16 protein-coding genes are annotated in these 19,214 nt (G+C 66.0%); 9 read left to right on the forward strand and 7 right to left on the reverse strand.

All coding sequences use genetic code 11. The features are described 5' to 3' along the window. Nucleotides 1-235: 235 nt before the first annotated feature. A complete protein-coding gene (locus tag GTK09_RS11285; protein WP_163463273.1) occupies nt 236-1,444 on the forward strand; it encodes an acetyl-CoA C-acetyltransferase in 1,209 nt (402 codons plus the stop codon). Between the two features lie 2 nt (nt 1,445-1,446). Beyond that, nucleotides 1,447-1,779 carry a hypothetical protein gene (locus tag GTK09_RS11290; protein ID WP_163463274.1) on the forward strand — a complete coding sequence of 111 codons (333 nt, stop codon included), beginning with the start codon at nt 1,447-1,449 and terminating at the stop codon, nt 1,777-1,779. Here the strand turns inward: GTK09_RS11290 and GTK09_RS11295 are convergent. Further along, complete coding sequence (locus tag GTK09_RS11295; protein ID WP_163463275.1) at nt 1,762-2,565, reverse strand: EAL domain-containing protein; 804 nt, start codon at nt 2,563-2,565, stop codon at nt 1,762-1,764. The genes GTK09_RS11290 and GTK09_RS11295 overlap by 18 nt on opposite strands. 157 nt (nt 2,566-2,722) lie before the next feature. Here GTK09_RS11295 and GTK09_RS11300 point away from each other — a divergent pair, with 157 nt between their 5' ends. Together GTK09_RS11300 and GTK09_RS11305 are read left to right on the forward strand one after the other, a co-directional pair. Continuing rightward, the gene (locus tag GTK09_RS11300) at nt 2,723-4,930 is read left to right on the forward strand and encodes a 3-hydroxyacyl-CoA dehydrogenase NAD-binding domain-containing protein (protein WP_163463276.1); all 2,208 of its coding nucleotides are present in this window, start codon (nt 2,723-2,725) and stop codon (nt 4,928-4,930) included. Nucleotides 4,931-5,250: 320 nt separating this feature from the next. Beyond that, a complete protein-coding gene (locus GTK09_RS11305) occupies nt 5,251-6,552 on the forward strand; it encodes an SH3 domain-containing protein (protein WP_163463277.1) in 1,302 nt (433 codons plus the stop codon). Nucleotides 6,553-6,600: 48 nt separating this feature from the next. Here GTK09_RS11305 and GTK09_RS11310 read toward each other — a convergent pair whose 3' ends face one another. After that, complete coding sequence (locus GTK09_RS11310) at nt 6,601-7,005, reverse strand: tautomerase family protein (protein WP_163463278.1); 405 nt, start codon at nt 7,003-7,005, stop codon at nt 6,601-6,603. Nucleotides 7,006-7,100: 95 nt separating this feature from the next. On the opposite strand from GTK09_RS11310, the gene GTK09_RS11315 reads away from it, so the two are divergent. Next, a complete protein-coding gene (locus GTK09_RS11315; protein ID WP_163463279.1) occupies nt 7,101-7,988 on the forward strand; it encodes a LysR family transcriptional regulator in 888 nt (295 codons plus the stop codon). Here the strand turns inward: GTK09_RS11315 and GTK09_RS11320 are convergent. Beyond that, nucleotides 7,975-9,354 (reverse strand): L-serine ammonia-lyase, encoded by a 1,380-nt coding sequence (locus tag GTK09_RS11320; RefSeq protein WP_163463280.1) that lies wholly within the window; start codon nt 9,352-9,354, stop codon nt 7,975-7,977. The two genes, GTK09_RS11315 and GTK09_RS11320, sit on opposite strands and share 14 nt — an antisense overlap. 78 nt (nt 9,355-9,432) lie before the next feature. Continuing rightward, complete coding sequence (locus tag GTK09_RS11325) at nt 9,433-10,449, reverse strand: YihY/virulence factor BrkB family protein (protein WP_312869799.1); 1,017 nt, start codon at nt 10,447-10,449, stop codon at nt 9,433-9,435. Between the two features lie 264 nt (nt 10,450-10,713). Here GTK09_RS11325 and GTK09_RS11330 point away from each other — a divergent pair, with 264 nt between their 5' ends. Then, nucleotides 10,714-11,367, forward strand: a complete 654-nt coding sequence (locus tag GTK09_RS11330; RefSeq protein WP_163463281.1) for a S24 family peptidase — start codon at nt 10,714-10,716, stop codon at nt 11,365-11,367. Between the two features lie 8 nt (nt 11,368-11,375). Continuing rightward, nucleotides 11,376-12,140, forward strand: a complete 765-nt coding sequence (locus tag GTK09_RS11335; protein ID WP_163463282.1) for a thermonuclease family protein — start codon at nt 11,376-11,378, stop codon at nt 12,138-12,140. Between the two features lie 74 nt (nt 12,141-12,214). On the opposite strand, the gene GTK09_RS11340 is transcribed toward GTK09_RS11335, so the two are convergent. Next, complete coding sequence (locus GTK09_RS11340) at nt 12,215-13,870, reverse strand: lysine--tRNA ligase (protein WP_163463283.1); 1,656 nt, start codon at nt 13,868-13,870, stop codon at nt 12,215-12,217. Between the two features lie 207 nt (nt 13,871-14,077). Between GTK09_RS11340 and GTK09_RS11345 the strand changes: the two genes are divergently transcribed. Beyond that, a complete protein-coding gene (locus GTK09_RS11345) occupies nt 14,078-14,488 on the forward strand; it encodes a tellurite resistance TerB family protein (protein ID WP_163463284.1) in 411 nt (136 codons plus the stop codon). A 21-nt stretch (nt 14,489-14,509) separates the two neighbouring features. On the opposite strand, the gene GTK09_RS11350 is transcribed toward GTK09_RS11345, so the two are convergent. Further along, nucleotides 14,510-15,358, reverse strand: coding sequence for a transporter substrate-binding domain-containing protein (locus tag GTK09_RS11350; RefSeq protein WP_246217855.1), 849 nt, complete (start codon nt 15,356-15,358; stop codon nt 14,510-14,512). A gap of 290 nt (nt 15,359-15,648) precedes the next feature. Between GTK09_RS11350 and GTK09_RS11355 the strand changes: the two genes are divergently transcribed. Further along, on the forward strand, nt 15,649-17,616 hold the full coding sequence (locus GTK09_RS11355; RefSeq protein WP_163463286.1) for a glycosyltransferase family 2 protein: 1,968 nt from the start codon (nt 15,649-15,651) through the stop codon (nt 17,614-17,616). Here GTK09_RS11355 and GTK09_RS11360 read toward each other — a convergent pair. Further along, nucleotides 17,543-19,111 (reverse strand): adenylate/guanylate cyclase domain-containing protein, encoded by a 1,569-nt coding sequence (locus GTK09_RS11360; RefSeq protein ID WP_163463287.1) that lies wholly within the window; start codon nt 19,109-19,111, stop codon nt 17,543-17,545. The two genes, GTK09_RS11355 and GTK09_RS11360, sit on opposite strands and share 74 nt — an antisense overlap. Nucleotides 19,112-19,214: the final 103 nt, after the last annotated feature.

The following is a 19,214-nucleotide window of genomic DNA, read 5'->3' on the forward strand; positions in this document are numbered from 1 at the left end:
CGGCCCGCCCGTCGACCATTTCCCCGGCTGCTCTTGCAGTTGCCTTGCCTTCCCGCGCTTAATCCGCGAGGCCGAGCGTCAGCCTTCCTCGCGAGCGGAATTGCCGCCTTGCCGCGGCGGAACAATTGACGTTTACGTCAATGCAAGTCATAAACTCGGCGAAGCTAGAGACTGCGGATGCTTCGCCCTTCCAGGCGGCCACCGCGGCAGGATCATGGGAGAGGAGGCAACGCTCATGGCCGAGGCCTACATCTACGATCACGTCCGCACCCCGCGCGGGCGCGGCAAGAAGGACGGCGCGCTGCACGAAGTACCGGCGGTCCGTCTCGGCGCCAAGGTCCTCGAAGCTCTGAGAGACCGCAACGGCATCGACACCGCCACGGTGGACGACATCATCTTCGGCTGCGTCGACCCGGTCGGCGAGGCCGGCAGCGTCATTCCGAAAGCCGCCGCCTTCGAGGCTGGCTACGCCTTCGCGGCGCCCGGCATGCAGATCTCCCGCTTCTGCGCCTCCGGTCTCGACGCGGTGAACCTGGCGGCCGCCAAGGTCGCGCAGGGCGCCGACGATCTCGTCATCGCCGGCGGCGTCGAATCGATGTCACGCGTCGGCATGGGCATGTCCGGCGGCGCCTGGGTCATGGACCCCTCCGTCGGCATTCCGGCCTATTTCATGCCGCAGGGCGTCTCGGCCGATCTGATCGCGACGAAATACGGCTTTTCCCGCGACGACGTGGACGCCTATGCCGTCGAGAGCCAGAAGCGCGCCGGCAAGGCGTGGACCGAGGGTCGGTTCGAAAGGTCCGTCGTTCCGGTCAAGGACCAGAACGGCCTGACCATCCTCGACAAGGACGAGCACATGCGTCCGTCGACGGACATGCAGTCCCTCGGCAGCCTGAAGGCGTCTTTCGCCCAGATCGGCGAGATGGGCGGCTACGACACCGTCGGCATCCAGGCTCATCCCGAGATCGAGGCGGTCAGCCATGTCCACCATGCCGGCAATTCGTCGGGCATCGTCGACGGCGCAGCCGGCGTTCTCGTCGGCTCGAAGGCCGGCGGCGAGACGCTCGGCGTCAAGCCGCGGGCCCGCATCCGCGCCTTCACCAATATCGGCTCTGATCCGGCCTTGATGCTGACCGGCCCGGTGGACGTGACGAAGAAGCTGCTCGAGCGTTCGGGCATGTCCTTGAAGGACATCGACCTCTTCGAGCTGAACGAGGCCTTCGCCGCCGTGGTCCTGCGCTACATGCAGGCGTTCGACATCGACCACGCCATCATGAACGTCAATGGCGGCGCCATCGCCATGGGCCATCCCCTGGGTGCCACCGGGGCGATGATCCTCGGCACAGTGCTGGACGAGCTCGAGCGCCAGGACAAGCAGACGGCCCTCGTCACGCTGTGCATCGGCGCAGGCATGGGCACGGCGACGATCATCGAAAGGGTTTGAAAATGTCGGTTGAGAAAGTCACGATTAGAGGTGGTGGAAAGTTCATCTACAGCGTTTCGAGCAAGTTGCAGGACTGGGACAACGGCAGAGGTCCGGTAACCTACGAAGTCGCGGTAATCGAAACGTGCGATGAAAATTATAAGCCAGAAGAGCGCCGTCTGGCTATGCGCTGGCATGGGTCCGGCAATTCAGGATTAGGCTTTCCCAACTCATTTGGCCATTCGTCCTGGTTTGAGGTCGATCCTCAGTTGGAGATCAGCATTCTCAACGGACTTGGGCTCTCTGCGAAAGTTTTTAGTGAAACGCTGTCGCACCTTTCATACAAACCGACATAGTGCTGGCGCTCTGCTTGAGTTGACTGAATGGGCGGAGACGCATTGAATGCTGGGACTGGGCAGCGCCTCGAACGCCGGCTTGGCGAAGTAGTAGCCTTGAAAGAGGTTCACGCCGGCGGCTTTGAGCGCACCGAACTCGCCTTCGGTCTCGACGCCTTCGGCCAGTACCGTAATGCCGAGTTCCCGCGCCACGTAGAGGATCGCCGACAGGATCACCTGCCGGGACCGGGAGGTGTCGACGTCCCGGACGAGCTTCATGTCGATCTTGATGAGGTCGGGCTGGAAGTCGGCCAGAAGGCCGAGCCCGGCATAGCCGGCGCCGAAATCGTCCAGCGCCGTGATGAAGCCCATGCGGCGATACTCGGCGATGATGCGCTGGAGATGACCGACATCGGTCATCTCTTCCGATTCGGTGAATTCGAACATGATCGACTGCAGCGGAAACCGGCTCTTGCGGGCCGCCGCGAGCGTCGCCCTGAGGCAGGCGGCGGGTTCGTAGACGGCGTTCGGCAGGAAGTTGATCGACAGATGCAGGTCAGGATCCGGGAACAGGCGTGCCGCGAGATCGATCGCCTTGACCCGGCAGGCCTGATCGAAGCGGTACTTCTGGTCGTCCGCGACCCGGTTCAGAATGGAATAGGCGCCCTCACCCGCTTCGCCCCGCACGAGAGCCTCATAGCCCCAGACGCGCCCGGCCTTCACATCCATGATCGGCTGAAATGCCATCGAGAAATCGAAGTCGAGCGGTTTGGAGGTCTGGCAGCCGGGGCAGGCAGTCGCGGACATGACGGGCGTTTCCTTGCATTCGTTCGCAAGACTGAAAATGCTTCGCAAAGATTGAAACTGTCTCAACAGTCGCCCCTTTGCGCGCGATAAGACATTCTAATCGTAAGAGAATTGATAGCCGGATAATATTCGGCCAGGAATGGGATGGGAGCCAGCCATGACTTACGAGAATTTCACCGTCGAGACCGACGCCGACGGCATCGCCCTCGTCACCTGGGACATGCCGGGGCGCTCGATGAACGTCTTCACCGACGAGGCGACGGGTGAGATCGACGCGATCATCGACCAGATCGTCGCCGACGACGCGATCAAGGGGGCGGTGATCACCTCGGGCAAGAAGGGCTCGTTCACCGGCGGGGCCGACCTCAAGTCGGTCAGCGCGATGTTCGAGGCGTTCTACGCCGAGGTCGACAAGAACCACGACGCGGCGATCGCCACCTTGTTCGAGCGGGCCGGGCGGATGTCCTGGATCTGGCGCAAGCTGGAGACCTGCGGCAAGCCCTTCGTCGCGGCGATCAACGGCACATGCATGGGCGGCGGCTTCGAACTGGCGCTGGCGAGCCACGGCCGCATCGCCGCGCGCTCGGCCAATATGGGCCTGCCCGAGGTGAAGGTCGGCATCCTGCCCGGCGCCGGCGGCACCCAGCGCGTGCCCCGGATGATGGACACCCAGGGTGCGCTGCAGATGCTGATGAAGGGTTCGACCCTTTCGGCGGAGGATGCCCTGAAGATGGGGCTGATCGACGCCGTGGTCGAGGACGGCGAGCTGGTTGCGGCCGCCAAGGCGATGCTGAAGAAGGGCGTCTCGCCGGTGAAGCCCTGGGACGAGGACCGCTTCAAGCTTCCCTCCGGCCCGGTCTATTCGCCCGCTGGCGCAAAGGTGTGGCCGGCGGTCGCCTCGCTTTATCGCAAGGAGACCAGCGACAACTACCCCTCAGCCAAGGCGATCGTGAAATGCGTCTATGAGGGCCTGCTGCTGCCGATGGATACGGCGTTGAAGGTCGAGCAGCGCTACTTCACCGAAGTGCTGCGCACCACCGAGGCGCGGATGATGATCCGCTCGCTCTTCGTCTCCTCCCAGGCGCTGGCGAAGGGTGCCCGTCGCCCGAAGGACGTTCCGCCGAGCGAATTGAAGAAGATCGGCGTCGTCGGCGCCGGATTCATGGGCGCCGGCATCGCGTATGTCGCCGCCATGGGCGGCCTCGATGTGGTGCTGATCGACCAGGAGCAAGCCGCTGCCGACAAAGGCAAGGCGCATTCGCAGAAGCTCGTCGAAGCCGCTGTGTCGAAGGGCCGGATGGCTGAGGCCAAGGGCGAAGCGCTGGTCTCGCGTATCACGGCGACGACCGATTATGGCCAGTTGGCCGATGCCGGTCTCGTCATCGAGGCGGTGTTTGAGGACCGCGACGTCAAGGCCGAGGTGACGAAGAAGGTCGCCGAGGTGCTCTCCAAGGACGCGATCTACGCCTCTAATACCTCAACCATCCCGATCTCCAGCCTCGCAGAAACTTTCGCCGATCCCCAGCGCTTCATCGGCATCCACTTCTTCTCGCCGGTCGACCGGATGCCGCTCACCGAAGTGATCCTCGGCGAGAAGACCGGCGACAAGGCTCTCGCCGTCGCCCTCGATTTCGTCCGGGCCATCAAGAAGACGCCCATCGTCGTCAATGACTCGCGCGGCTTCTTCGCCAATCGCTGTGTGCTTCGCTACATGAACGAGGCCTATGACATGCTGGTCGAGGGCGTGCCGCCGGCGATGATCGAGAACGCCGCCAAGTTCGCCGGCATGCCGGTCGGGCCGCTCGCCCTCAACGACGAGACGGCGGTCGATCTGTCGCAGAAGATCATGAAGGCGACGATGCGCGACATGGGTGAGGACGCCGTCGATCCGCGCCATTTCAAGCTGGTCGAGACGATGGTCTCGAACGGGCGGCTCGGCCGCAAGGCGGGCAAGGGCTTCTACGACTATCCGGAAAAGCCGGCCAAGAAGAAGCTGTGGCCGGGGCTGAAGGAGATGTTCGCGCAGAAAGACCCGGAGACGATCGATTTTACGGAGCTGAAGCAGCGCTTCCTGGTGACGATGGCGCTGGAAGCCGCGCGCACCATGGAGGAAGGCGTCGTCACTGACCCGCGCGAGGCCGACATCGGCTCGATCTTCGGCTTCGGCTTTGCCCCCTATACCGGCGGGACGATCAGCTACATCGACGGCATGGGCGCCAAGGCCTTCGTCGCCTTGTGCGAAAAGCTCGAGGCAAGGTTCGGCGAGCGCTTCTCGCCCACCCCGCTGCTGCGCGAGATGGCCCGAAAGGGCGAAACCTTCTACCAGCGGTTCGATCCGCAGGGGACCTCCGCCAAGGCGGCGTAAGGCTCGCAACCTTCGAGCGTCACCGGGGCGGCGAAACGCCGTCCCGTGATCCCGCCGTCCGATGCCGTCCCTGTTTCAAAATGGGATGGCGTCAGACGTTCGCCATGTTTACCAGTTCCAATCCGAACGAAGGGATTCGTCGCGGACTTTGCAACGGATGACGGGTGGGCACGTGGGGACGAGCCATCCGGCATGCGCCGAAACCGATCGTGCAGGGCGAAATCCGATCGGATACGCGCCACTCGGTCGGGCAAGGCCGCGATCTCCGGCATGCCGCCTGAAGGCGACGCCGGCGAGAACAGGCATGGAGACGGGGATCGATGGAAACGGGGGATCGGCCGTCCCGCGACGGCGATGGCATCAGTGACGACGGTTACCGGCGAAAGGGCGAACGCCCGAGCGAAGAGGCCATCCGCAGCCGGCTGATCGATCGGCGCAAGGCGTTCGACGAGGCCGAGGCGGGACGCACGCTGGCCAATCGCTTTCGCCAGCAGATGCGCGCCGGCGGGTCTTCGGTGTCCTGGTCGCGGCGGGCACTCGCCCCCGCGCGGACGGTGTCGCGCCTCGCCGCGGGGCTGCGGAACCGGCCGATCATCGCGTTCGTTCTCGCGGCCTCGATGTCCGCCGTCATTCTCGTGCCGCTGGCGCTCTCCTCCTACGCGCCGCTGCCGGGCGAGATGCCGCTGCCGGCCGCGACCCCTTCCGCACCTTCCACGATCGCCATGCAAGACGAGCCATCGCCTCCGTCGGTGGCCGCATCCTCCAGTCCGCAAGCCGACTTGGAGCCGACGGAGACAACAGACGTCCGCGCTCCGATCGCGCCCCGCGCACCCGACGGTTCGATGTTCGAGACGCTCGAAAGCGAGGAAGCCGCCGCCATCGGCGCGCCTTCCGATCGACCCGATGGTGCGGAACAGAACGCTACGATCGCGAAGTCGGGCGAAACCGGCAGCTCGCCGGCTACAGATCCGAATCTCCTCGAAACCGCCTCGCTTCGGAAGGTCGCCCCCGCCCTGCCCGAGCGGGCGGCAGACGGGACCGGCGGGGCGGCTGATCCCGCAGGGGCAACCCGCATCGATCCCGTCGCAGCGGCCCTCGCCTTGCGGCTGCCGGAGGATGTCTCAGGTATCGTGGCAGCAGCCCCGACCACCCTCGATCCGGCAACGACTGGCAGCATCTCTTCTGCCGCAGCACCGACGGCTCCCTCGCATGATGCCACTGCGGATGCCCCCGGCACCGCCCTGCCAGGCATCGAAACGGCCGGTCCAGCCAAGAGTTTCATTACGGTCTCCCCCTCGATCCTGATCGCCACCTCGGATGAAGGCGGGCCGGCGTCGGTCTCGCCATCCGCGGCCGGGGTCGTCGAAACGCCAAGCGCGACCGACGGAGCGAACGCAGATCCCGCGGCGACCGGCACGCCCGAGGCAGTCACGAAGGGCCGCGCCACCGCCTCGGTCAATCTGCGCGCCGAGCCGACCAACGAGGGCAGGATCGTCGCCGTCCTGTCGAAGGACGAGGCCGTGACGGTCGTCTCTTGCCAGGGATGGTGCGAGGTCCAGACGGCCAGCGGACAGAAGGGCTACGTCTACGAAAAGTTCATCACCCGCGGGTCGGAGGGCTGAGGAGGAGCGGACGCGGAGACCGGTCCGCGCTCCTCGTAGCATCCCCCTTCAACCGGGATGGGCTGCCGCCCACCGGCCGTTCTGCGTCCGGCCCCCATAGCCATAGGCGTCGCCGTCGGTCGCGTGGACATGGACGTAGCATTCCTCGTGCAGCGGCCCGAGCAGCGCTCGCATGCCATCGTAGGCCGCCGACACGAAGGCCGTCGTCTCGCCCTTGGTGTTCGTCCCGGCGGTAATCTTGATGTCGAGCCAGAACGCCGACAGCCCCGCATCGGTCGGCCGCTTGCCGGCGATGAACCAGTTCTGCGGATCGGCCGGCTCGACCAGCACGGCCGTCACGCCCGGATCCTTGTCGAGCGTTTCCGCCCCGAGCTGCGCCACAAGGGTGGCGATCTGCTGGATCAGTTCGGGGCGCGGCGTCGGCGTGACGAAGCGCACGGTGATCATCGGCATCGGCATTCTCCTCATCATGTTGATGTTGCCGATGTTGACACATGTCAGCCATTACTCAATTGCATGACAATCAATATCTACTATAGTGATTTTTTATGGCTCTCGATCTGGAATCCGTCCGCCTGTTCGTCCTGGCTGCCGAATACGGCAACCTGACCCGCGCTGCCGAGGCGGCCGGGACCGTCCAGCCCGTCGTCAGCCAGCGGATCAAGTCGCTGGAGGCGGCGCTCGGCAAACGGCTTCTCGATCGCGGTCCCCGGCATGTTCGCCTGACCGAGGCGGGCACAGCCTTCATCGACCCGGCGCGCCGCCTGTTGGCCGCTCACGAGGCCGCGCTGAGATGGGACGACGACCAGCCGCCCGCCTTGGCGCTCGGCATCAGCGACCATGCTCTCGGCACGGCCTTCGAGGGCCTGCTGCGCCGGCTTCAGTCGACGCTGCCGGCGCGTACGCCGATCACCGTCCGGCTGGGACAATCTGGCGACATCCGGCACCTCTACGAAGGCGGATCGATCGATCTCGCGATCATCCGCCGGGAGGCGAACACCGGCGAAGGCGAAGTCTTGGGCGAAGACCCTCTCGCCTGGCACGCTCCGGAGGGTTGGGCGATGCCGGACGGTCCAATTCCCGTCATCAGCCTGCCACCGCCCTGCGGGGTTCGCGCTGTCGCGGCAAAGGCCCTCGATCGCGCTGGGCTGCCATGGCGGGAAGCCTTCGTCGGCGGAAGCTGTCTTGCCCTCGCCGCCGCGGTTCGGGCCGGTCTCGGCGTCGCCCCGCTCGGCCGGATGGTGGGTGGCGATCTGCCGGCTGCAAACGTCGCATGGGGGCTGCCGGCGCTCCCTGCCTCGCAGATCGTCATGCTGGCGCGGACGGCGACGCCGGCTCAGGCCATCGCTGCCCGGGCCCTGGCCGCCAGCGTGCGGGAAACTTTGAAGCATCCGGCGACCGCGGCTAAGCCTCGCCGGAAGTTCAACACAAGGTGACGTTCGCGGCGAGGCCGCCGAGGGCGGTCTCCTTGTATTTTTCGCTCATGTCCTCGCCGGTCTGGCGCATCGTCTCGATCACCTGGTCGAGCGAGACAAAATGCGTCCCGTCGCCCTTCAGCGCCAGGCGCGCGGCGTTGATCGCCTTGACCGCGCCCATGGTGTTGCGCTCGATGCAGGGGATCTGCACGAGACCGCCGATGGGATCGCAGGTGAGGCCGAGATTGTGCTCCATGGCGATCTCGGCGGCGTTCTCGACCTGGCGCGGCGTTCCGCCGAGAACGGCGGCCAGCCCCGCCGCTGCCATCGAGCAGGCGACGCCCACCTCCCCCTGGCAGCCCATCTCGGCCGCCGAGATCGAGGCGTTCTGCTTGTAGAGGGCGCCGATCGCCGCCGTCGTCGCCAGGAAGCGGATCGAACCGTCGTCGTCGGCGCCGGGGATGAACCTCTCGTAATAGGCGAGAACCGCCGGGATGACGCCGGCAGCCCCGTTGGTCGGAGCGGTGACGACGCGCCCGCCGGCAGCGTTCTCCTCGTTGACGGCAAGGGCGTAGAGATTGACCCAGTCGAGCGTCGTCAACGGATCGCGCAGCGCCCGCTCCGGCCGGTGGACGAGACCCTCATAGAGCGATTTTGCCCGGCGCTTGACCTTCAGCCCACCGGGGAGCAGCCCGTCCATCCGACAGCCGCGCTCGATCGAGGCCATCATCGCGTCGCGGATCGACAGGATGCCCGCCCGCACCTCGGCGCGGCTGCGCCAGGTTTCCTCGTTGGTGAGGACGAGATCGGCGATTGCGAAGTTCTCCACGTCGCAATGGACGAGGATTTCGGCGGCATCGGCGAACTCGTAGGGGGCGACGGCATTCCTTAGGACCGGAGTCTCATTGCTTGCTTCCTCCGCCGAGAGGACGAAGCCGCCGCCCACCGAATAGTAGTCGGCGCGGTCGATCTCCTGCCCGGCCTCGTCGAAGGCCCTGAATCTCAGGCCGTTCGGGTGATGCGGCAGGCGCTCGCGCTTGAGAAAGGTGAGTTCCTCCCCCGCGCGGAACGGCATTTTTAGGCCGGCGTCGAAGGAAAGCTCGCCAGTCCGGCAGATCTCGACATAGGCAACCTCGGCGGCATCGGGATCGACCTGGTCGGGCCGCATGCCCTGCAGGCCGAGCATCACCGCCTTGTCGGTGCCGTGGCCGACGCCGGTCAGCGCCAGGGAGCCGTAGAGTTCCGCCTTGACGCCGGCGACCTCCCCCTTGCGGCCCTTCTGCTCGAGCCGGTCGAGAAACCGCCGTGCCGCCCACATCGGCCCGACCGTGTGCGAGGAGGAGGGTCCGATGCCGATCTTGAAGAGATCGAACAGGCTGATCGACATGCGGTGCTCCGATCTGGCCGCAGCGCTGCCAAGATTGGCAACGCCTGGTCGAAGGGGAGCCTGAAGAGTGCTGCCGCGTCAAGCCTTTGATCCGCCGATGCGCCGGCCGACCGTGTCGGCGACCCGCGCGCCGCGCCTGCCGATCGGCTTGGGCGGCGGGTCTGTGGTGTCGACCGCCGTCTGGTGCTCCATCTCGGCGTTGATCTCCGCCCCGATGATGAAGATCAGCGACGAGATCCAGACCCACATCATGAAGCCGACGACGGCTCCGAGCGAGCCGTAGATGGCGCCGTAATTGGCGAAGTTCTGGAGATACCAGGAAAAGCCGATCGATGCGACGAGCCAGACGCTCGCCGTCAGGACGGCGCCGAGCGTCACCCAGCGCCAGCGGGCGCGCTTCCGGCTCGGCCCGTAGCGGTAGATGATCGCGATCGACGCGACGATGAGCAGGTAGGCCGCCGGCCACCGGGCCGCGGCGATCACCGCCTCGGAGAGCGTCCTGAGGCCGAAGATCGCCATCAGGGCCGGCACCACGCCGACGACGGCGATCAGGACGATGCCGATGAAGATCGCCCCGAGGGTGAAGACGAGGGCGATGAGATTGAGACGGATGAAGCTGCGCTTCTCGCTCTCGCCATAGGCGACGTTCATCGCCTCGAACAGCGTCTTGATGCCGTTGTTGGCGCTCCACATGGCGAAGATCAGGCCGGAGACGAAGCCGAAGGACAAGGACGTCGAATTCTGCTCGGTGAGATTGGTCAGCTGCGCTTCCAGGAGGTCCGTCCCGGCCTGCGGCAGGAACTGACCGATGAAGGCGATGTGGTCGCTGATCGTCGTCGGGTCGCTGACGAAGCCGTAGAAGGAGACGAAGACCGCGAAGGCGGGGAACAAGGCGAGCAGGAGATAGAAGGTGGCGCCGGCGGCGATCAGCATCACCCGGTCTTCGAAGAACGAGACGTAGAGCCGTGCCGCGATGTCCTTCCAGCCCTTCCATGGGATTCTGGTCGGAAAGTCGGCGTCGCGGCCGCGGCCCGGCTCGCTCGCCCGATGGCGCATCTCCTCGCTGGTCTGGGCGGCGAACCGCGTCTCACTCACCTCGTTGCGACTCCATTGGAACGGTTTTCGGGCGACTCGGGGCCGCCCGTCGCGAACCTTCGTCGGAAGAGGATTAGCATATCCTCGCCAGCCGTGGCCCGCGCTCGCCAAATGCCGCAGGGCGGTCTTCGTTCCCGCCCGACCCGGGAAGATCCCGCGCCCCTTCCTGACGTCCCGTCATTTCCTATGGACAACGACACGATGCGCTTTTATGAAGCAATCGAGGGATATTTTCCTTGGCCGCCTGACGACGGATCTTCCGCCATGTTTTCCCATGACCGCATCTGGGCTGCGATCGACGCGCTCGCCGCGCGCAACAACCTTTCGGCCTCCGGTCTGGCGCGGCGGGCCGGCCTCGATCCGACGACGTTCAATCGCTCGAAACGCAGCGCCGGGGACGGAAGGCCGCGCTGGCCCTCGACGGAATCGATCGCCAAGGTCATCGAGGCAACCGGCTCGACGATCGAGGAATTCACCACGCTGATGGCCGGCAGCGGCGCAGTCGATGCCGGCCTCCAGGCGCGCCGCGCCGCAGTCTCGGTGCCGCTGCTCGGCTTCGCCCAGGCCGGCGGCGGCGGCTTCTTCGACGATGCCGGCTATCCGGTCGGCCAGGGCTGGGACGAGATCCGGCTGCCGGCGCGGTCGGACGAAACCACCTATGCGCTGGAGGTCGCCGGAAATTCCATGCTGCCGCTCTATCGCGACGGCGACGTCATCATCGTCGCGCCCGGCGCCTCCGTGCGCCGCGGCGACCGTGTGGTGGTGCGCACCCGCGACGGCGAGGTGATGGCGAAGATCCTGCAGCGCCAGACGGCGCGGACGATCGAGCTCGCTTCGGTCAATCCGGAATATCCCGACCGGCATTTCCGCCTCGACGAGATCGACTGGATGGCACGCATCCTCTGGGCGAGCCAGTGAGGTTGGGCTTGCAAGTCGAGGATATCCGGCGCGTCATCGTCGTTTTCGCCGGCCTCGTCCTCGTCACCCTCCCGCTCCTGTGGCTCGCGCCGGAAAAGGACGGCTCGCGTACCGTTTTCGAGGCGGTCCGATCCAGCCGGCTGGCGCAATCGGAAGCGCGCGAACGGGCGGCCGAACGCAGGGCGGCCGACGAGCGGCAAGGCAGTGTGGCAGGCGCGTCAGCGGGCGGAGAGGATGGAGCCGGTGCCGGCAACATCTCACCCGAGCCGGGCACCTCGGCCGAGCCCGGAAGCACCGCAAAGGATGCTCCGCTGGAGCGGCTGCCGCCGCGCCCGCCGCTGTCGGACGAATCGCTCCGCGCCGATACCCCGAAGCCGCAGCTTCTCCCCCGCCCCGTCGCCCTCGACGGCGCGCGCATCGCCTACCGCCAGGGCGTCATCATCCTGCCCGGTGTGGAGGCCATGCCCCTCGACCAGCGCTGCGGCACGGGCGCGGACGCCTTTCCCTGCGGCGTCATGGCGCGCACCGAGCTGCGCCGCTTCCTGCGCGGCCGGTCGATCGAATGCGACGTGCCGCCGGATTTCGGCGTCAGGCGCGGCGAGGCGACCAGTGCCTGCACCGTCGCAGGGGACGACATCGGCCGCTGGGTGGTCGAGAACGGCTGGGGCAAGGCGACGGCTGGCGGGCCCTATGTCGAGGCGCAAGCCGCGGCGAAGAAGGCGCGACGCGGCGTCTGGCAATACGACGACGCCACGCCGACCGAAACCCAATGATATCGTCCGGCGCCGGTCTTCGAGCGGCGCCAAGGGGTTTACGCTCAAGCGCCGCGCGGCTCGATGCCGGGGCATCAGTTCGCGCCGGCGAGCGTACCGTCGAGGGCCTGGCGGATCAGCGAGCGGGTCTCGCCGATGCCGTAGAGCGCCACGAAGGAGCCGAAACGCGGCCCTTTCTCCTGGCCGAGCAGGATCTGGTAGAGCGCCTGGAACCACTCCACCGAGACGCCCGGGCCGCCCTCGGGGCCCTTCTTCTTCAGGTCCTGGTAGCGCTCGATCGGCCGGGCGACGTCGAGCATGGCATTCTGGATCGCCTCGCCGTCGGCGTCCTCCGGCAGTTCGGCGAGCTTGGCATCGAGTGCCGCCAAGGCTTCCCGCTCCACCGCATCCGGCGCGCGGAAACGCTTCGCCGGCTTGACGAAGTCGTCATAGTAGCGGAGCGCATAGCCGACCAGCCGGTCGAGTTCCGGATCGGTCTTGGCCGTCGTGCCCGGCGCATAGCGGCTGATGAAGCCCCAGAGCGTCTCGGTGTTGGAAGCGTTCGAGGCGGAGACCAGATTGAGCAGCATTGCGAAGGGCACGGCGATGCCCTGCGACGGCGGCTTGCCGTCGTGGATGTGCCAGACCGGGTTCTGCAGCCGCTGCTTCTGATCTTGCCGCTGATAGGCCGAGAGGAAGGCGTAATAGTCGTCGACCGCCTTGGGAATGACGTCGAAATACAGCTTCTTCGCCGTCTTCGGCTTCTGAAACATGTAGAGCGACAGGCTCTCCGGCGAGGCATAGGCGAGCCAGTCGTCGATCGTCAGGCCGTTGCCCTTCGACTTGGAGATCTTCTGGCCGCTATCGTCGAGGAAGAGCTCGTAGTTGAAGCCCTCCGGCGGCTTCGCGCCGAGGGCCCGGCAGATCTTCGACGACAGGGTGACGCTGTCGATCAGGTCCTTGCCGGCCATTTCATAGTCGACGCCGAGCGCCGCCCAGCGCAGCGCCCAGTCGGCCTTCCACTGGCACTTCACCTTGCCGCCGGTGACGGAAGTCTCGATCCGCTCGCCGGTGTCCGGATCGAGATAGGCGATGGTGCCGGCGGCTGGATCGCGCTCGACCATCGGCACCTGCAGGACGATGCCGGTCTGCGGATGGACCGGCAGGAAGGGCGAATAGGTGGCACGCCGGTCCGGCCCGAGCGTCGGCAGGATGATCTCCATCACCTCGTCATAGGCGGCGAGCATTTTCAGCAGCGTCTCGTCGAAGCGGCCGGCAGTGTAATAATCGGTCGCCGAGGCAAATTCGTAGTCGAAGCGGAAGCCGTCGAGGAAGCGGCGGAGCTTGGCGTTGTTGGCCGCCGCGAAGGACGGATATTCGTTCGAGAACGGATCGGGGACCCGCGACAGCGGCTTGCCGAGATGGGTCAGCATCATCTCGCGGTTGGGAACGTTGTCCGGCACCTTGCGCAGCCCGTCCATGTCGTCGGAAAAGCAGAGAAGCCGGGTCGCGACCGCGTCCTCGGTGAGGACGCGAAAGGCATGCCGGACCATCGAGGTGCGGGCGACTTCGCCGAAGGTGCCGATATGCGGCAGGCCCGAGGGGCCGTAGCCGGTCTCGAACAGCACCTCCGCCGGCATTCCCGAAGCCTCGAAGCGCTTCAGGAGTTTGCGCGCCTCCTCGAACGGCCAGGCATTCGAGGCGAGCGCCTCCTCGCGCATCGGTTCGGCATGGTCGGCGGGCGTCGGCATTCGAGATTCCAGAAGATCGAGAAAGGAAGGAGCGCGCGGTCGCAAGGAGGCGGCAGCGAGCGATCTGGCGAGTGGTCTAGAAAGAAGCCGGTCCGGCGTCAACAAAACCCGGACGCCCGCAAAGTCGCCTGCGGCCGGCCTTCGCCCTTGTGGCAGGCCCCCTCCACTCCTAGGTTGGCCGCACTCGACCTTTGAGGAGCAGGAAGCATGGCCGCAATGAACCCGCAGGACGCGCTCGTCCATCTGATGATTGCCGTCGCTGCGGCCGACGGGCAGATCAGCGGCATCGAGCGGAGGGAATTCACCGTGCTGCTGGCCACCCTCCCCGTCTTCGAAGGCTTCGACGGAAGCCGTCTGGCGGAGATCGCCCACGACTGCGGCGATTTGCTCGACGAGGACGACGGCATCGACCGGATCATCGCGAATGTCCGCGCCGCCGTCCCGAAAACGCTCTACGAGACCGCCTATGCCCTGGCCGTCGAGGTCGTATCGGCCGACGTCGAGGCCTCCCAGCCGGAACTCAGGCTGCTCGAAATGCTGCGCGACGCCTTCGAACTCGACCGGCTGACGGCGGGCGCCATCGAGCATTCGGCGCGGGTACGCTATCGCAAGCTCTGACCTTCCGGCTCGCGCTCGTCGTCAAAAGGCGCTGATCGGGAAATAGCGCAGCATCAGCTCGGTCATCCGGCCCTTGGCCACCAGTTGGGCGATGGCATAGTCCACCGCCTCGGCGAGGGCCGCATCGTCCGGCCGAACCGCGATCGAGAGCCCCTCGCCGAGAAACCGGTCGGACAGGAACGGTCCGCCCGCGAAGGCGCAGCAATCGCCGGCGGCTTCGCTCTCCAGCCAGAAGGACAGGCTGACCCCGTCGCCGAAGAAGGCGTCGATCTTGCCGTCACGCATCGCGTTCAGCGCCTGAAACCGATCCGGATAGGTCTGCACCTTGGCTGCCGGAAAGAAGGCACCGAGCATCGCCGCATGAGCGCTTCCAAGCGTCACGCCGACCACCTTGTCGGCCAGATGATCGGCGATCGGGCTCTCGATCGCTCGGTCCTTGCGTGTGACGAACCGGGCCGGATAACGGAAATAGGGCTGGCTGAAGGCAAATTCGGCTCGCGTCGTCGGGTTCATCGCCAGGCCCGCGACGATCGCCTCGCCGTCGCCGCGCTTCAGCGCCGGGACGACGTCCGCGAACGGCAATGCCTCGATCTGACACCGGGCAAGGATGCCCAGTTCCTCGCAGATCGCTCGGGCGAGATCGACGTTGAAACCGGTCAGCCGGCCCTCACCGTCGAGGAAATTGAACGGCGGGTAGTCCGTCGATGTCAGGAAGCGGATGCGCTGACGATCGGCGAGGTCCGGCTTGGCGATCCGCTGGTGCTGATCGACGAAATTGGGGGTCGCGACGCTCTCGCCGCCCACCTCGGCGCTCCAGCAGGGACCAGCCGCGCCCAGCAGCCAAACGATGACGAGAATCAACCAGCGCAAGAATTTTTCGCCCATTGGTTAGTTTACTGAATAGTTAAACTTCAACACGATCCCCAGAAATTGCATCTGACGCGAATGCACCTGGAAAGATGGGACGCGCTCACGTGTGGGGGAATCTGGATCTCGCTCACGGCCTCGATGCGCAGCCTTATCCGACCCTGAGAGGCGCCGGCAAGCGCGCTCCGTGCCAAGATCCGTCTCAGCCCGCCTCGAAGCGGGCTTCCCGGCTGGATGGCGGATGGCGTTTGGGCTCCCCCTTCAGCCCGAGACAGCTTCAGCTTTTCGACGCCATGGGGATTTCCCGCATCGATGCGGTCGAAGCGAATATCGCGGCGCGGCGCAACGGCAGCGACATCGCTGCGGAGCTGATCGTTGCCGGCCTGCTGACCGAGAGGCGCTACGGCGAATGCCTCGCCGCCCAGCTCGCCCTTCGCTTCGACACCATCGGTGAGGACGACCGGATCCTGGGCGGCGCCGACCTGCTGGGGCGCCCGCCGCCGCGCCTGGTCAAGGTCTGCAACGACCGGCTGAACGCCCGTCTCTTCGTCTGTCCGACCATCGAGAGCCTCGACGCCTTCGCCGCCTATCTGGCCCGCTTGCCGGAGATGCGGTCGATGACGAGGATCACCACCCGCTCGGTGGCCGCGCAAGCGCTCGATCGCCAGACGATGGCCGAACGCTATCGTGCCGCCCGTGCGAGCCTTTCGGCCGAAACGCCGCAGCTTTCCGCCCGCACCGCGATCGAACCCCTGCAGGCGGCCTTTTTCGTCGCCGCCCTCGTGGCGACTGCCCTCGGCTTATGGTTCCTGCCCGGTTGGACCTGGGCGATCGGTCACGGCGCCGGGACGGTGTTTTTCATGGCCTGCCTCGCCATCCGCATCCCCGCCGCGATCGCGCCGAGGTCGGAGCCGGTTTCCGCGACCGACCTGCCGGCGCCCGGCGTTCTCGAGGAGGGATGGCAGGGTGTGCCGGTCTACAGCGTCCTCGTCGCACTGCACAACGAAACCGCCATGGTGCCGAAACTCGTCGCCGCGCTGGAGGCGCTCGACTGGCCGAAGACGCGGCTCGACGTCAAGCTGGTCTGCGAGGCGGACGACGAGGCGACGAGCGCCGCAGTATCCCGCGCGATCGCCGGCAAGCCGCAGTTTTCGCTGGTGCTGGTGCCGCCGGGCGCGCCGCGAACGAAGCCGAAGGCGCTCAACCACGCCCTGCCGCTGGCCCATGGCGAGTTCCTGGTGCTCTACGACGCCGAGGACGAACCCGATCCCGGCCAGCTGCGCGAGGCCTATCTGCGGTTCCGCACCGGGCCGGCCAATCTCGCCTGCCTGCAGGCCCCGCTCGTCGTCACCAACGGCGAAGCGCATTGGCTTTCGGCGCTCTTCGCGATGGAGTACGCCGCGCTGTTTCGCCGGCTCCTGCCATGGCTGGCGCGGAAGGGCCTGCCCGTCCCGCTCGGGGGGACGTCGAACCATTTCGTCCGCGAAAGTCTGGTGGCGATCGGCGGCTGGGATTCGCACAACGTCACCGAGGATGCCGATCTCGGCATCCGCTTCCATCGGGCCGGCTACCGGATCGGGACGCTGACGTTGCCGACCTTCGAACATGCGCCGGAACGCTGGCACGTCTGGCATTGCCAGCGCACACGATGGATGAAGGGCTGGTTCGTCACCTATCTCCTGCACATGCGCCGACCGCTGAAGCTGACGAACGAACTCGGCATCGGCACCATGCTGGCCTTCCAGCTGATGTTCCTGGGCATGCTCGTTTCCTCGCTCGCCCATCCGTTACTGCTCGGCCTCGTCGCCATCCAGTTCGGCGCCATCGCACTCGGCTTCGCCTCGTTTCGCGATCTCGGCCCGCTGACGGCCATCGACCTCTTAAACGTGGCGGCTGCCTATGCGCTGTTCGTGGTATTGGCCGTGCAGGGACTGGCCTCCGCGGAGACGAAGCCGCCGCGGCGGCGCTACTTGCTTCTGCCGGCCTACTGGGTCCTGCTCGCATTCGCCTCCGGGCGCGCCTTCCTGCAGTTGCTGATCGCTCCGCACAAATGGGAAAAAACACCCCACGGGATCGACTCACGAGCCCATTCGCACGACCACCGCTATCGCATCGAGCCGTTCTTCGGCGAGGCGTTCCCACTCGCGGTAGACGCGGTCGGCGCCGACCGACTTATCAGTGGCCCGTCTACCCAGCCGCTTGCAGCCGCTCCATGGCCTTTTTCAGCACCCCTGCAAGACGCTCGCGTTCACGCTCGCTGACCTGGCCGATATCGAGAAAGATGCGGGCGCCATCGGAATATTCGTTGATGACTTCGCCGGCATCCACCGGCGCATCGTCGATCAATCCTTCCACCAGATAAGGCACCACCTGGCGGCTGATCCCCTTCAACGAGATCGGCTCGAGCGGCCGCGCCTTCACCACATCGGTGACGAGCGCATAGGTCTCGTAGCTCAGCACGATGCCACCGGGCGCGGCGATCGATTCCAGCCGCGCGGCGAGGTTCGCCTCGGCGCCGATGATCGTATAGTCCATACGATCCTCGCTGCCGAAATTGCCGACGTTACAATAGCCGGTATTGATGCCCATCCGGGTCTGGAACGGCCTTTCGATGCCGCGCCGCCGCCAGTCATCGTTGAGCGCGGCCATCCGCCGCTGCATGGCGATCGCCATCTTGACGCAGGCCTGGGCATCCTCCTTGGCGCCCCTGGTTTCCGGATCGCCGAAAAAGGCCAGGATCGCGTCGCCGATGAACTTGTCGACCGTCGCCCCGTGCTCATGGGCGATTTTCGACATCTCGGTGAAATACTCGTTGAGGAGTTGGGTCAGCTCTTCCGGCTGCAGCCGCTCCGACGTCACGGTGAAATCCTTGATGTCGGAGAAGAACACGGTGAGCTTCTTGCGCTCGGTGGAAATGACGACGTCGCGCTCGCCCGAGAAGATGCTGCGATAGACCTGCGGCGAGAGATATTTCGAGATCTTCATCGAAACCGCCGCGAGAAAGGAGTTGGCCTCCTCCAGGTCGCCGTTCAGCCGCTGGAACACCTTCGCCTGCCGCCACTGCATCGATGCGAAGGCGATGCCGAAGACGCCCGCGCCGGCGAAGTAGGCGAGCAGATATTTGAAGGAGAAGATGTTGGCGGCGATCGGCTGGGCGATCTCGACCTCCTGGAGGCCGCGCACGTCGCCGACTTTCCAGTCGCGCTTGGGGCTTTCGGGATGGATGTTGTGGCAGGCAACGCAGGCCTCGCCCATCAGGACCGGTGCCGCCAGGCGGATGTTGCGGTCGAAGAGCGACCCGCCGACCGCCATGATCGCCGGCTTGTCAGTGCCTTCGGCGCGAAACGTCTCGAGGGCCCCGCGCTCGAACGCGTCCAACGGATGCGGCTCGCGCGACTTGAACACGTAATCCGAGACGAACCGATAACGCATGTTCTCGCCCCGCCGGCCGATGACCTCGCCGAGTTCGAGCGACAGCGTCGCCGGGATGGGAATCCCGCCGGAAACCAGCTGATAGTTGTGCACTGGGACCGCGCGGCCCTCGGCGGCATTGATCCGGCCGACGACGTTCTTGGCGTAATAGCCGCGAATGTCGGAGATCATCGCATCGAGGCTTTGCGCCTGCTCGCGCAGCGACACGTCCGACAAATGTCGGAGATCGAGCCAGACCGCCACCGGTAGAAGCGCAAGTGCGGCGACGACGACGAAAGCGAAGATCGCTGGTCGCCCCATCAGGGCGTTGAAGAAGGTGGACATGGAGCCCTCGGCACATGACGATATGCCGAGGGATGATACCGGACGGTTGAAGCTTGGTCACCCGCGGGACGTACCCGCGGCTACACCGGTCGGCCCGGCCGAG

Origin of the sequence: Jiella pacifica (assembly GCF_010500815.1) — a bacterium.
Lineage (GTDB): Bacteria > Pseudomonadota > Alphaproteobacteria > Rhizobiales > Rhizobiaceae > Jiella > Jiella pacifica.